Source organism: Deltaproteobacteria bacterium, assembly GCA_035063765.1.
GTDB lineage: Bacteria > Myxococcota_A > UBA9160 > UBA9160 > PR03 > CAADGG01.
Genome location: JAPSFT010000010.1, coordinates 125,359 through 138,884 on the forward strand (window position 1 = coordinate 125,359; position 13,526 = coordinate 138,884).

At 74.6% G+C, this 13,526-nt stretch carries 11 protein-coding genes; 7 read left to right on the forward strand and 4 right to left on the reverse strand.

Features of this window, described 5'->3' with window-relative positions; genetic code table 11:
- Window positions 1–48 precede the first annotated feature (48 nt).
- From OZ948_10060 to sulP, 3 genes are read left to right on the forward strand one after another with little or no spacing between them, the layout of a single operon-like run.
- The gene (locus tag OZ948_10060) at window positions 49–411 is read left to right on the forward strand and encodes a hypothetical protein (GenBank protein ID MEB2345077.1); all 363 of its coding nucleotides are present in this window, start codon (window positions 49–51) and stop codon (window positions 409–411) included.
- 16 nt (window positions 412–427) lie between these two features.
- On the forward strand, window positions 428–1,363 hold the full coding sequence (locus tag OZ948_10065; GenBank protein ID MEB2345078.1) for an SCO family protein: 936 nt from the start codon (window positions 428–430) through the stop codon (window positions 1,361–1,363).
- Between the two features lie 21 nt (window positions 1,364–1,384).
- A complete protein-coding gene (gene sulP / locus OZ948_10070; GenBank protein MEB2345079.1) occupies window positions 1,385–3,088 on the forward strand; it encodes a sulfate permease in 1,704 nt (567 codons plus the stop codon).
- Between the two features lie 19 nt (window positions 3,089–3,107).
- Here sulP and OZ948_10075 read toward each other — a convergent pair whose 3' ends face one another.
- A complete protein-coding gene (locus OZ948_10075; protein MEB2345080.1) occupies window positions 3,108–3,455 on the reverse strand; it encodes a hypothetical protein in 348 nt (115 codons plus the stop codon).
- A gap of 231 nt (window positions 3,456–3,686) precedes the next feature.
- Here OZ948_10075 and htpX point away from each other — a divergent pair, with 231 nt between their 5' ends.
- Complete coding sequence (gene htpX, locus OZ948_10080; protein MEB2345081.1) at window positions 3,687–4,577, forward strand: protease HtpX; 891 nt, start codon at window positions 3,687–3,689, stop codon at window positions 4,575–4,577.
- 15 nt (window positions 4,578–4,592) lie between these two features.
- On the opposite strand, the gene OZ948_10085 is transcribed toward htpX, so the two are convergent.
- A complete protein-coding gene (locus OZ948_10085; GenBank protein MEB2345082.1) occupies window positions 4,593–6,098 on the reverse strand; it encodes an alkaline phosphatase D family protein in 1,506 nt (501 codons plus the stop codon).
- 22 nt (window positions 6,099–6,120) lie between these two features.
- On the reverse strand, window positions 6,121–6,318 hold the full coding sequence (locus OZ948_10090; GenBank protein MEB2345083.1) for a hypothetical protein: 198 nt from the start codon (window positions 6,316–6,318) through the stop codon (window positions 6,121–6,123).
- A 199-nt stretch (window positions 6,319–6,517) separates the two neighbouring features.
- Here OZ948_10090 and OZ948_10095 point away from each other — a divergent pair, with 199 nt between their 5' ends.
- Window positions 6,518–8,038, forward strand: a complete 1,521-nt coding sequence (locus OZ948_10095) for an FHA domain-containing protein (GenBank protein ID MEB2345084.1) — start codon at window positions 6,518–6,520, stop codon at window positions 8,036–8,038.
- Here the strand turns inward: OZ948_10095 and OZ948_10100 are convergent.
- Window positions 8,035–9,786 (reverse strand): ATP-binding protein, encoded by a 1,752-nt coding sequence (locus OZ948_10100; protein ID MEB2345085.1) that lies wholly within the window; start codon window positions 9,784–9,786, stop codon window positions 8,035–8,037. The two genes, OZ948_10095 and OZ948_10100, sit on opposite strands and share 4 nt — an antisense overlap.
- Window positions 9,787–10,000: 214 nt before the next feature.
- Here OZ948_10100 and OZ948_10105 point away from each other — a divergent pair, with 214 nt between their 5' ends.
- Together OZ948_10105 and OZ948_10110 are read left to right on the forward strand one after the other, a co-directional pair.
- Window positions 10,001–11,161 carry a hypothetical protein gene (locus tag OZ948_10105; protein ID MEB2345086.1) on the forward strand — a complete coding sequence of 387 codons (1,161 nt, stop codon included), beginning with the start codon at window positions 10,001–10,003 and terminating at the stop codon, window positions 11,159–11,161.
- A gap of 71 nt (window positions 11,162–11,232) precedes the next feature.
- Window positions 11,233–13,521, forward strand: a complete 2,289-nt coding sequence (locus tag OZ948_10110; protein ID MEB2345087.1) for a GAF domain-containing protein — start codon at window positions 11,233–11,235, stop codon at window positions 13,519–13,521.
- Window positions 13,522–13,526 lie beyond the last annotated feature (5 nt).

Sequence of the window (13,526 nt, forward strand, 5' to 3'; positions counted from 1 at the left end):
GCCGATAGGAACCTCGGACCGGACCCGCCTTGGACCGCGAGGTTTCCGATGCGACCTGCGCTGCTGCTTGCCTGTCTGTTCACGTTCGGGCTCGTCGGGCTCGTGCCGCTGGCCCCGCCGGCGGCGGCGGACCCGCTGCCGCCGGGCGCGCACCAGCCGCATCGGGACTGCCGCCGGCTCACCCGCCAGATCGCGCACTACGCGGACGTCGCCGACATGGCCCGCGATCGCGACGACGATCTGTGGGAGGAGCACACGCTCGAGCACATCAGTCGGCTCTCCGACCGGCGCGCCCGGCTCTGCCCCCAGTACGCGGACAAGCCGGCAGGCGAGGATCTGCGCAAGATGCTCGCGCTGCTGCGCGACGCCGCCAAGATCGCCGCCAAGCTCTACACCTGGGGCCTGCTCTGAGCTGAGCACCTGCTCTATGTTCTCCGTCCTCCTGGATCCGGATCTGGAGGACGACGTGAAGCTCCACGACCCGAGGCCGGCGCTCCCCGCCGCGCGCCGCCTCCCCGTCGCGATGCTGTGTCTATCGCTTGCGACGGGTGCCGCCGGCTGCCGCCGCGAGCAGGGCGGCCCGGGCGTCTACGACGCCCATGGCGTCGTGGAGTCGGTCGACCACGAGTACGGCCAGGTCGTGATCCACCACGACGACATCCCGGGCCTGATGCCCGAGATGACGATGAGCTTCGACGTGCCGGACCGGGCCCTGCTCGAGCTGCTCGAGCCGCGCCAGGTCGTGGACTTCCAGCTCGAGTTCACGGGCAAGGCCTACAACGTGGTGGCGGTGACGCCGCGCGGCACCGCTCCGGACACGGGGCACGACGCCGCGTCGCTCGACGACGTCACGCCGCAGGGAGACCCGGCGCCTCCCTTCCGGCTCACCGACCAGGACGGCAACCCGCTCGCGCTCTCCGACCTGCGCGGCAAGGCCGTGCTGCTCGATTTCATCTACACGAGCTGCCCCGGTCCGTGTCCGATCCTGACGGGCCTGCACGTCGAGGTGCAACGGGCGCTCGCGCCGGCCCTGCGCGATCGCGTGCGGCTCGTCTCGATCTCGCTCGACCCGCTCCGCGACACGCCCGCCGTCCTGCGCGAGTACGCGCGCAAGCGCGGCGCCGACACCGCCAACTGGTCGTTCCTGACCGGCACGCAGGGGGAGGTAGAGGCCGTGCTGAAGGCCTACGGGGTCGGCTCGGCCCGCCAGCCCGACGGCACGATCGGCCACCTGGTCGTCACCTTCCTGATCGACGGCGAGGGACGCATCGTCGAGCGCTTCGTCGGGCTCGAGGGCCACGATCCGAAGCAGGTGCGCGCCGCGCTCGAGCGGGTGGCGGGCGCGCGCCCGCCGGCCGGCTGACGCCGCTCCGGGGCGCTCCGCTTGGCGATCCGCTACGCGCCCGGGCACGTCTCGCGCCTCGAGCCCAAGCTCGTGACGGCGCTCCGCGAGGGCTACCCGCTCGAGCGCTTCGGGCGCGACGTGGTGGCCGGCGTGGTGGTCGGCGTCGTCGCGCTCCCGCTCGCGATCGCGTTCGGGATCGCTTCGGGCGTGAAGCCCGAGCAGGGGCTCTACACCGCGATCGTGGCCGGCTTCCTGATCTCGGCGCTCGGCGGCTCGCGGGTCCAGATCGGAGGGCCGACCGGCGCCTTCATCGTGCTCGTCTACCAGATCGTGCAGAACCACGGCTACGAGGGCCTCGCGATCGCGACCCTGATGGCGGGGCTGATCCTGGTGGCGATGGGCTTTGCGCGGCTGGGGACGGTGATCCAGTTCGTGCCGTACCCGGTGACGGTGGGATTCACGTCGGGGATCGCGCTGCTCATCGCGATGTCCCAGGGACGCGACCTGCTGGGGCTGCGCATGGCCTCCGTGCCGGCCGGCTTCCTCGAGAAGATCGCGGCCTTCGCCGCCCACGCCGCCACCTGGAATCCATGGGCCCTGGCGATCGGGCTCGGCAGCGCGGCGGTCATCTGGTGGTGGCCGCGCATCTCGCTGCGCGTCCCGGGCCCGCTCGTCGCGCTGCTGGCCGCCACCGCCGCGGTAGCGCTGCTGGACCTGCCCGTGGAGACGATCGGCAGCCGCTTCGGCAGCGTCCCGACCACCCTGCCGGCCCCGCGCATGCCGCTCGTCGAGTGGAGCGAGCTGCGCGAACTGGTGCAGCCGGCGATCGCGATCGCGCTGCTGGCCGCGATCGAGTCGCTGCTCTCGGCCGTCGTCGCCGACGGCATGCTCGAGACGCGCCACCGCCCGAACATGGAGCTGGTGGCGCAGGGGATCGCGAACCTGGCCTCGCCGCTCTTCGGCGGGATCCCGGCCACCGGCGCGATCGCGCGCACCGCCACCAACGTGAAGGCGGGCGGGCGCACGCCGGTGGCGGGCATGGTCCACGCGCTCGTGCTGCTCGCGATCCTGCTCTTCTTCGGCGAGCAGGCCGCGCGCATCCCGATGGCGTCGCTCGCCGGCATCCTGCTGGTCGTGGCCTGGAACATGGGCGAGTGGGAGCACTTCCTGCACCTGTTCCGCAGCCCGCGCAGCGACGTGGCGGTGCTGCTCACCACCTTCCTGCTCACCGTGCTCGTGGACCTCACCGTGGCCCTGCAGGCGGGCATCGTGCTGGCGGCCCTGCTCTTCCTGCGCCGGATGGCCACCACGAGCGAGGCCGGCTACGTGACGGGCTCGCTCGCCGAGACCGAGGACCCCGAGGACCCGCTCGCGATCTCGCGCCGCGAGGTGCCGCCCGGGGTCGAGGTCTTCGAGGTCAAGGGGGCGCTCTTCTTCGGCGCGGCCACGAAGTTCCGCGACGCGCTCGGCTCCGTCGAGGCGTCGCCGCGGGTCCTGATCCTGCGCCTGCGCCACGTGCTCAGCGTCGACGCCACCGGCCTGCGGGCGGTCGAGGTGCTGCTCGACGAATGCCGGCGCAAGGGCACGGCGCTCGTGCTCTCGGGCGTCCACGCACAGCCGTTGGTGGCGCTCGAGCGCAGCGGCCTGCTCGCGCGGATCGGGGCCGAGAACGCGCACCCCGACATCGACGCGGCGCTCGGCCGCGCGCGCGAGATCCTGGGCATCCCGGCCACGGGCCGCTAGGTCTCCGCGAGTGGGTCGGTCAGCCGGCGCTGGCGTGCGGGTGGACCGTCGCTTCGCCGGCGCGCAGGCCGAGCGGATGGCGCGCCGGGCGGCGCGACCAGCGCGACAGGCCCGCCAGGATCCCGGAGAGCAGGCGCGCGAGCCAGCCGTCCACCACGACGCGCTCGCCGAGCCGGGGCGCGAAGGGCAGATGCGCCGGCTCGCTGCTGCTGCGATGGACCACCCGCGGCGGGTAGCCGGCGTAGCAGTAGGGGCACTTCCCGGTCCGGGTGGGCACGAACATCCTGCTGCCGCAGCCCTCGCAGTGCGGGGACTCGCTGCGCGCGAGCGCGCGGATCAGGAACGCGTTCGGAATCTCGTGGAGCATCGTCGGAGACCTCCCCCTCACCCTCCGTGGGTGGCGCGGGGGATGACGGGGGTGACACCTGCACGCCGGCTGCGTGCGGCAGGTGCGGCGTCCAGGCGCCGGCCCGCCCGGGCCTTCGGGCCGGCGATCGCGTCGGCGCCGGCGGATCGACCCCCGGCGGGAACCCTGGACTTCCGGTCTCGCGGAGGGCAGCTTCCCGGTGGTTCCTCGACCCCGAAGGGAGTCCCCGCGATGAAGCGCGTCCTGCTCTTCCTGCTCACCAACATCGCCGTCCTGCTGGTGCTCTCGCTCACCCTCCGACTGCTCGGCTTCGAGGGCTTCCTCGCCCAGAACGGGGTCGACCTGGCGCTGCCCCAGCTGCTGCTCTTCGCGGCCGTCTTCGGGATGGGCGGTTCGTTCGTCTCGCTCGCGATGTCGAAATGGATCGCCAAGCGCGCGACCGGCGCGCAGGTGATCACCGATCCGCGGAGTCCCGCCGAGCAGTGGCTCGTCGAGACCGTCCGCCAGCAGGCGCAGGCCGCCGGCATCGGCATGCCGGAGGTGGCGATCTTCCCGGCCGCCGAGCCCAACGCCTTCGCGACGGGGGCCCGCCGCGACGCGGCGCTGGTCGCGGTCAGCACGGGCCTGCTCGAGCGCATGGACCGCGCCGAGGTCGAGGCCGTCCTCGGCCACGAGGTCAGCCACGTCGCCAACGGCGACATGGTCACGCTCGCCCTGATCCAGGGCGTCGTGAACACCTTCGTGCTGTTCCTCTCGCGCGTGATCGGCCACGTCGTCGACCGGGCGGTCTTCCGGACCGAGGAGGGCCACGGTCCCGGCTTCTGGATCGTCACGATCGTCGCCCAGCTGCTGCTCGGGATCCTCGCCAGCATCGTGGTGTTCTGGTTCTCGCGGCGCCGCGAGTTCCGAGCCGACGCGGGTGGCGCGCGCCTGGCGGGCGCGCCCAGCATGATCGCCGCGCTCGAGCGCCTGCGCGCGGTCGCGGGCGGCCCCGAGACGATGCCCGACTCGCTGCGCGCGTTCGGGATCCGGGGCGGGCGCCGGCCCGGGTGGATGCGGCTCTTCGCGAGCCATCCGCCGCTCGAGGAGCGCATCGCCGCGCTGCGTCGCACCGCGGCGTAGGCGCTACGCGCGCGGCTACTCCGCCGGGAGCGTCAACCGGAACACCTCTTCCCCGCGCCCGTTCACGACCCGCGCCGTGAGCGCACCGTCGGCCGCCACGTCGAGCACTCCGAAGCTGAACCAGCGTTCGGCCTCGGCCAGCGTGGTGACGGCGCCCGCGTCGGCGGGCGCGTAGTAGAGCAGGCGCTCGGGACGGAGCGTCGGATCGACGGTGGGAGTCGGGAAGAGACCCGCATGGAGCGGCCCGGCGGCGAGCTCGTAGAAGCGGAAGCCGGGTGCGTCGGCGAAGGGCGCGTAGCGGAAGGCGGCGGCGAAGTGCGTGCCGGCGCTGAGCCAGAGCAGGTTGCGGACGCCGGCGCGCTCGAACCAGCGGAGGATCGCGATCAGCTCGCGCTCGAAGCCGCCGTCGGTGCCCTGGTCGGCCCAGCCGTCGCGGCCGCTCTCGATCGAGCCGGTCGGGATCGCGAGCGGGACACTCGATACCACGACCTTCCAGGTGGCGTCGGAGCCGGGCAGGGCGTGTTCGAGCCAGCGGCGCTGCCTGGTACCGAGCAGGGTCTTCGGAACCGCTCCGGTGTCGGGCATGCCGTTCGGGTCCCGGTACGAACGCGTGTCGAGCACGAAGAGCTCGAGGTGGCGGCCCCAGCGCAGCCGCCGCTGCAGCCGCTCGGTGTCGTCGAGCGGGTTCCACTCGACGAAGGCCCGGCGCGCGAGCGGCAGCAGCGGTACGCCGGCGCGGTAGGGCGGCTCGGAGCGGGCGTCGTGATGGGGGCCGGCGTCGTTCACGATCTCGTGATCGTCCCAGACGGCGACGCTGGGCGTCGTCGCGAGCAGGACGCGCAGGCCCGGGTCCTCGCGGTTGTAGCGCCAGTGGGCACGGAAGCCGTCGAGGTCCACCGCCGGCCCGAACTCGCCCGGCACCTGGGGATTGCCGTAGAGGCCGATCGCGTGGCAGACGTCGTCGGCGTAGATCATGTCGCCGAGCGCGACGAAGAGATCGGGGCGCTCGGCGAACACGTGGGCGAGGATCGGGTAGCCCGCGCGGGCGTCGCGGCAGGCGCCCTGTCCACCGAGGTCGCCGCTCCAGGCGACGCGCACCGGCCTCGGCTCGTCCGGCGCCGGTGCGGTGCGGAACGACGCGGCGGCCGGCGAGCCGACCTGCTCCTGCGCATCGCGGAAGCGCACGATGGCCCGGTACGCCGTCCCGGGCTGCAGGCCGTCGACCACGATCCGGCCTGCGAAGTCGCTCTCGGCGTCTACGGGGATCTGGGCCTCGTGGACGACGACGGGCGTCTCGCGGTCCAGGCGTTCGACGACCAGGTGCAGGCGCGCGGGCCGGTCCGTGCGCGACCAGACCACGGCGCGCCGGGCGCCCGCTGCGCCGACCGCGACGCCGTGGGTCGGGCGCGGATCGACGTGCTCGCCGGGCCCCGTCGCTCGCGCACAGGCAGCGACCAGTGCCAGGGCGGTGAGGCCTGCGGCGTGCGCGAGTGTCGCGCGGGCGACTCGGATGGAACCCATCCCCCGCCCGCCGGGGCCGCGATCAGGCGGCCTGGCGACGCGGCGTCGAGAGCAGCCCGCGCAGGCGCGCGAGCAGGCCGAGCCGGCCGGCGGCACGGGCCAGGCGCTCGCGCTCGCGGAGCTCGCGCGCCTGCCGGCGCAGCTCGGCGCGGCGGAGCGCGTCCACGATGTCGAACGACGAGATCATTCCGTAGCGGTCGGTCTGGTAGCGAAGCGCCATCTCCGAGGAGCCTCCTCACCCCCACGCGGCCTAGGATGCCGATTCTCGAGCGAAATGACAAAGCTGTCATCTCGACGGGTGGTTACGCCAGGGATTCCGGTGGCTTGCCGGGGACTTCGGAAGCCCGGCTGCAGACCGCGACCGGACGCAGGCCCCCAGGGTTCAAGTCCTCGACTGCGACGGGCCGATGAGATCGCCCATGAGCGGGCTCGTCGTCGATCTGCTCTTCCAGGGCAAGCTGGTCCGGACCGTGTCCTTCGACCGGCCGGTGCTGCGCATCGGCCGCATGCGCGAGAACGACATCGTGGTCGACAACGTCGCGGTGAGCCGTTTCCACGCCCGGCTCCAGCTCGAGGCGGGCCGGGTGTTCCTCGAGGACGGCGGCAGCGAAAACGGCAGCTGGGTGAACGACCAGCGCGTGCGGGGCCGGGTCGAGGTCGCACCGGGCGACCGCATCGTGATCGGCAAGCACCAGCTCCGCGTGCGCTCGCGCCACATCGGCGAGCCGTCGCTCGACGACGCGCCCACCACGCCGCCCGAGTCTCTGCAACACGGCGATCTGCGCAGCGATCCCTGGGACGCGCGCGAAACCTATCTCGCCGGGCCCGAGACGCGCGCGAAGCTGCAGCAGGCGGGTGCGGCGCCGCCGCTCGCGCTGCGCGAGCCCATCGTCGACGGATCTTCCATCGAGGACTCCATCGCCGCGATGCCCGGGGAGTCCGAGGAGCTCGAACCGATGTCCGATGCGGGTTTCACCGACGCCCTCGACCGGGACGCCCTCGACTTCGCGTCCGGGAAGCTCGCCAGGCCCGGGGAGGTCGAGGAGTTCGCAGCGCTCGAGGAGCGCGCCGAGCTGTCGGTGCCCGCGGAGCTCGCCGACCTCGAGCCGGCCGGGGACGGCGAGGAAGGCGACGTGCCGGCCGCCACCGTGCTGCTCGGCGAGGAGGACGTCGACGAGGCGCTCGCTCCGGCCGCAGCCACGTCCCTCCACGCGGGCCTGATCGTGCAGCGCGAAGGGAAGATCGAGCGCGTCGTGCCCTGGGAGGGCGACGCCTTCACGGTCGGCCGCTCCGCCGAGTGCGACCTCGTGCTCGGGCAGGACGAGGTCTCGCGCCGCCACGCCCGCTTCGTTCGCCACGGCGACCGCTACGAGGTCCACGACCTGGGCTCCGTGAACGGCACGCTCGTGAACGGCAAGCGCGCCGAGCGTCACGACCTCGCGGTGGGCGACGTGATCGCGATCGAGAGCTTCCAGCTCACCTTCGTGCTCGACCGCGAGCCGATCACGGGCGCGATGAAGCCCGCACCGCCGAAGCCGACCGTGCCGATGCTCGACGGCGCCCGCGACACCTTCGCGATGACGATCCTGCAGGAGGTGATGCCGGCGGGTGCGCTCGACGCGCCGGCGCGACGCAACGAGGCGACGATCGCCAACATCACCCTCGAGGAGGACCCGCTCGAGGCGCCCGACGTCCTCGACGAGCCCTTCGCCGAGCCCTCGATCGACGAACGCAAGGAGCTCGCCACGGCGCAGCCGCGCGGCTCGTCGCGCGCGGCGTCGGTGCAGGATCTCGGCCCCGCCGCCGCGCCTTCGCCGACGATCACGATCGAGCTGCGGCTGCGCACCGACCAGCTCCCCGAGCCGCTTCGCCGCGCTCTCGAGGAGGCCGGCACCGCCGAGCTCGTGATCCCCGCCGACCTCCGCCTGCGGAGCGCCTAGCTGTCGCGCGCGCCGGGCGGCCCGCTGGCGGCTGCCGGCAGCTCCACCCGGACGCGCGTTCCCTTGCCGCGCTCGGACTCGACCGAGAGCTCTCCGCCGTGCGCGCGCACGATCTGGTAGGCGATCGAGAGCCCGAGGCCGGTGCCTTCGCCGACCCGCTTGGTGGTGAAGAACGGGTCGAAGATGCTGCCCAGCACGTCGGGCGCGATCCCGCAGCCCTCGTCCTCGACGAGCACCACCACGCGGGCGCCCTCGCGGCGCGTGACGACGCGGATCACCTGGTCGCCGCGCACCGCCTGGCCGGCATTGATGACGAGGTTCAGGAACACCTGCTTGAGCTCCTGCGGGTCACCGAGCACGAGGGGCACGTCGTTTCCGTAGCGACGTTCGACGCGACCGCCGTAGCGAAGCTGGGGCGCCGCCACGCGCAGCACCCCGTCGAGCAGGAGCGCGAGCTCGATCGGCTGGCGCTCGGCTCCGCCGGCATGCGAGAAGCTCTTCACGTCGCGCACGATCGCCGCCACGCGCTGCACGCCGTCGAGCGACTCCTCGATCAGCTCCTGCGCCTCCCGAAGCGCGCCGCCGCCCGCTTCGGGGCGCTTGGCGACGTCCTCGAGCACGCTGCGCAGCACCCCCAGGTTGGCGTGCACGTAGGCGATCGGGTTGTTGATCTCGTGGGCGATGCCGGCCGCGAGCTGGCCGACCGCGGCGAGCCGTCCCGAGGTCACCAGCCGGCTGCGCAGGCTGGCCACCTCGCGCAGGTCGCGCAGCACCAGCACGAGTCCCATCGGGTCGCCGCGCTTGTCACGGAGCAGCGCCGTCGAGACCGATACCAGGATGACTCCCTCGGGTGTCGAGAGGGAGGCTTCGCGCTCGGCGAGCGGGCGCGCGGGGTCGAGCCGAACCTCGTGCAGCCACTCGCCGATCGCGCGGTGCTCGAGCTCGCGCACCGGCGCGCCGAGCAGGCGGGCCAGGCCGCCGTTGGCGGCGCGGATCCGGCCGTCGAGCCGCACCAGTGCCACGCCGTCGGGCAGCGCCTCCAGGATCTCGGAGGCGAAGGCGCCCGGCACCAGCAGCGAGTAGCCCTGCCGGTACACGCCCCATGCCACCGCTGCGCCGAGCACGGTGAACGACGCCGTCCCGAGCCGGGGCGGCTGGAAGCCGAGGAGCGGCAGGAGGCCGTCGGTGAGCGAGGCCACCACGAGCGGCACGCCGATCCCGAGCATCAGGATGCGCGCCTGGCTGCGCTCGCCAGGAGCCTCGTTGTTGCGGATGTCGTGCGCGCCGATGGCGAGCGCCATGGCGACGCAGGCGAGGGTGAAGACGTAGTAGAGCGGGTACGCCCAGCCGTAGCGGTAGCCCCAGCCCCAGCTCGTGCGCACCACCGACTCGTGGATCCAGGGCGTCGCCAGGGCGAGGAGCAGGAAGACCCCCGAGACGGCGTAGAGCGGCGGAGCGAGGCGGCGCACGCGCCGGCGCCGGGTCCCGGTCAGCTCGGCGAAGATCAGGAGCGCCGTGGGGCCGATCGCCACCCAGCCGAGGGCCGAGAGGCGGACGAGCGACAGGACCTGCTCCGGATCGTCGGCCGCGTTCCAGAGCACCTCGCAGGCGGCCCAGACGCCGACTCCCAGCATCAGCGCCGCCCCGAGCCGGTTGGCGCGGTGCCGCGCATCGCGGGCCAGCATGCCGACCGCGAGCATCGCGGACGTGACGCAGGCCAGCAGCGGCAGCAGCAGGTAGGTGTTCACCCGGGCACCGTCCCGGCGTAGCGCATCGGCCGGCCCCGGCCGGTTCTTGAAGGGGGTCCCGGAGCCGGTTCCCGAAGCGCCGCAGGGGGCTCCCCCTGCCCCTGCCGGCCGGCTGCCGGCTGGCGGCGCGGCGCCCCTGGAGACACCGAATGGAGTCGATCGCCACGCACCGGCCGGCTGCGCCACCCTCCCTTCGGGACCCGGAGGAGCGCGCGTGCTCGGACCCATCGCCCGATCGGGCCCGGTCGCCCTGGCCGGGTGGCTGGCGGCCGCCGTGCTGGCGGCCGGTACGGCCGGGGCCGCGCAGCTCGTGGACGTGCGCGTGGGGCGCCACCCCGAGTACGTGCGGGTGGTGTTCGAAACCGACGCGCCGGCCGCCTTCGTGGTCGAGCCGGGTGAGCCCGGCGAGAGCCGGGTCCGGATCGGAGCCGGCGCCCCCGAGGCGTTCTCGCTGCCGCCGGGTGCTGGCGCCGAGCTGACGCTCGAGCCGCTACCCGGCGGCGCCACGCTGGCCCGGATCCGCACCCGCTCGCCGGTACGCGTGGAGAGCCAGGTCCTCGACCACCCGCCGCGGATCGTCCTCGACCTGCGGCCCGGCGCTGCCGAACCGCCTCCGCTCGCGGCCGCGGAGCCCGTCGAGCCGCCGGCTTCTCCGCCTGCACCCGCTCCTCCAACGGTCACGGCGGCTCCTCCTGCGGAACCCGCTCCCGAACCGGTTCCGGCACCCATTCCGGAGCCTGTCGCCGCCCCGGTTCCGGGGGCTGCCCCGCAGCCCGTCCCGGCACCCGTCTCCGTACCGGCTCCGGGCGCCGCGCCTGCACCGGCTACCGGGGTGGAGCCACCGCCGGTGTCGGCGGCGCCGCCGGCGGCGCTGGCACCGCGCGTCCCCGGCCGTTCGATCCTGCTCGGTGTCGGTGCCGCCCTCGCGCTCGGGGTCGGCGCCGGGCTCCTGGCGCGCAGTCGGCGCCGGGCGGTAGCCCCTCGGCGGCCGGCCGCGAGCTCGCTTCCTCCGATGGCTCCCATGGAGGTGGAGGTGGTGGAGGATGCTCCCGAGCCGGAGCCGCACGCGCCAGCCGAGCCCCCGCCGCTGCAGCTCGCGCCCTGGCAAGCGGGAGACCCCCTCGCGGCAGACCTGCTCGGGATGATCCAGCGCCTCGACGATCGCCTGGCGGGCGCCGAGCAGGCGCTCGCTGCGCTCGCCGAGCGGGCCGATCGGCTCGAACGCCGCACGGAGGCGGGGATCGAGGAGTTGTCCTCCCAGCGCGTCGCCCTGGCGCGCCTCGGCCAGGCGTTGGGGCGCCCCCTCGGCAAGCCGGATCCGACCCGCCCGGCCGGGCCCCCGGCTGCTGCGACCGACCCTCCGCGTTCGAGCTGATCGCGCGTCCGGCCGCGAGCTTCAAGTCCCCGCCGGGGCTACCCGATCGAGTGGAGTCGGAAGGGAGCCGCTTGCGCAAACGCCTGGTGATCGCCGGCCACTCGCGGGAGGGGCTCGAGCTGGCGCCGCTGCTCGAGGCGAACCCGGCGGTCGAGGTGTGCGCGATCGTCGCCGACGACCCGGCCGCCGCGCGCGCCGTCCTCGAGTCGATCGACCCCGCGTCCGCCCAGCGGCTCGCGCCGCGCATCACCGCCGATCTCGAGCACGCGCTCGCCATCCCGGGCCTCGCCGCGGTGATCGACGCCGACGCACCGCCCGCGCTGCGCGAGCGGCTCGTGACGGCGCGCGGCGTCCCCGTCACCACGCCAGCCCTGGCTCGCATGCTCTACGCCTTCGGCCCCGCCGATGCCTTCTCGAAGCCGGACCTGCTCGCCGCCCTGCGCGAGATCATGGACTCCGCCGACCTGACCCGCGACCGGCGCAGCGTGCTCGACCTCGTGCTCCAGGTGGCCGTGACCGCGACCGGCGCCGACCGCGGCTCGCTGATGCTCTGGGATCCGCACGAGCGCGTGCTGCGGGTGGCCGTGGCGCTCGGCATCGAGGAGGAGCTGATCGCGAAGATCCGGGTGCGGGCAGGGGAGGGCATCGCCGGCCGTGCCTTCGCTGCCGAGCGCGCCGTGCTCCTGCACGGCAAGGCCGACCACACCCGCTGGCAGATCGTGCGCGAGCGCGACGACGTCGAGTCCGCGATCTCGGCGCCGCTCGCGCACCAGGGGCGCGTGCTCGGTGTTCTCAACCTCTCCCACGCGCGACACCAGAACCAGTTCACCGAGGACGACCTGGCCTTCGTCGAGGAGCTGGCGCGGCTCGACGCGCGCATCCTCGCCCGCGCCGAGGAGCTGCACGGGATCCTGCGCGAATCGGCCTCGCTGCGCGTCGAGTCGCAGCTACGCCGGGTCCTGTCCCGGGCCGAGCCGCTGCCGGTGCGGCTCGCCGCCGCCTGCACGCTGCTGGCCGACGGGCTGCGCGGCGGCCTGGTGCGCCTGTGGCTGGCGGCCGAGCCGGCCGAGCCGGCGCCCGCCCGGGAGGGCACCGCTGCGGCCGCCCCGCCGGAGCTGGCGCTGCAGGCGTCGTCGACGCGCGTGGACCCGCTCGGAGGGCGCGAGCGCCTCGCGCCCGGCCAGGGCCTGGCGGGCCGCGCCGCGGCCGAGCGCCGCGCATTCTGGCTCGCGGGGCGGCCGCCCGACAGCGACTTCTGTAGTGCGGCCCTGCCGCTGCTGGCGCCCAGCGGCGAGCTGCTCGGTGCGCTCGAGGTGAGCGGCGCCGGCGACCTGGCGGGCGAGCTGCCCGATCGGATCGCGGCCGCCGCCGTCGGTCTGGCCGAGGAGCTGGCCGCGCAGCTGCGCACCGCGCGCCTCGAGCGTGACGCGCGCCGCAACGACCGGCTCGGCACCGCTGCCGCCACCCTGGCTGCGTGCGAAGACGCCCGCGCGCTCTGGGACCTCGCCGCCTCGTCGGCCCTCCACCTGCTCGAGGCCCAGGACGCCGTGCTGCGCCTGCGCGACCCCGAGTCGGGCCGCTTCCGCATCGTCGCCTGGAGCGGGATCGGGCAGTGGCGGCGTGCGCCCCTCGCCGAGCTCGAGCGCCGGCTCGCCACCGAGGCGATGCGCGCGCGCAGGCTGGTCCGGGTGGCCGATCTCTCGAGCGATCCCGCCTTCGCGGAGCACGCGGTCGGTGTCGGGACCGCGATGATCGCGCCGCTGCTACGCGAGGGCCAGCCGGCGGGCAGCCTGTCGGTGCTCGGCAAGGTGCCCGAGGAGCCGCTGCTCGGCGATCGCTTCACCGCCGCCGACGAGGCCGTGCTCGAGCGCCTGACCCAGCACGTGCAGGCGGCGCTCACCGCTTTCCGCGAGCCGGAACGGCCCGATCTCGACGCGACCACCGGGCTCCCGACCGCGCGGCTCCTGCGTGAGCGGCTCGAGGAGGAGATCGCGCGCTCGCGCTTCCGCGGCCACCGGCTGGCGCTGCTCGAGCTCCGTGCCGCCGGCCTCGCGTCCGAGGCGCGCGCGCCGGCCGGCAGCGAGCGCGCTGCCGGGGCGCTCGCCCGCGCGCTGCGCGGCGCGCTGCGGCCGTTCGACGTGCTCGCGCGCATGGGGCCCGAGCGCTTCGTCGCGCTGGTGCCGGAGCCCGAGCAGGAGCCGCCGGCGCTGCTCGCCGAGCTCTGCCGCCGCGCGCGCGAGGTGCTGGCCGGCCATGGCGTGTCCGCGCCGCTCGAGGTCGGCCATGCCGTCTTCCCGGACGACGCCGTCGACGCCGAGGGCCTCGAGGCGCGCGCGGCAGAGGCGCGGCTCGGGCTCTGAGCGCC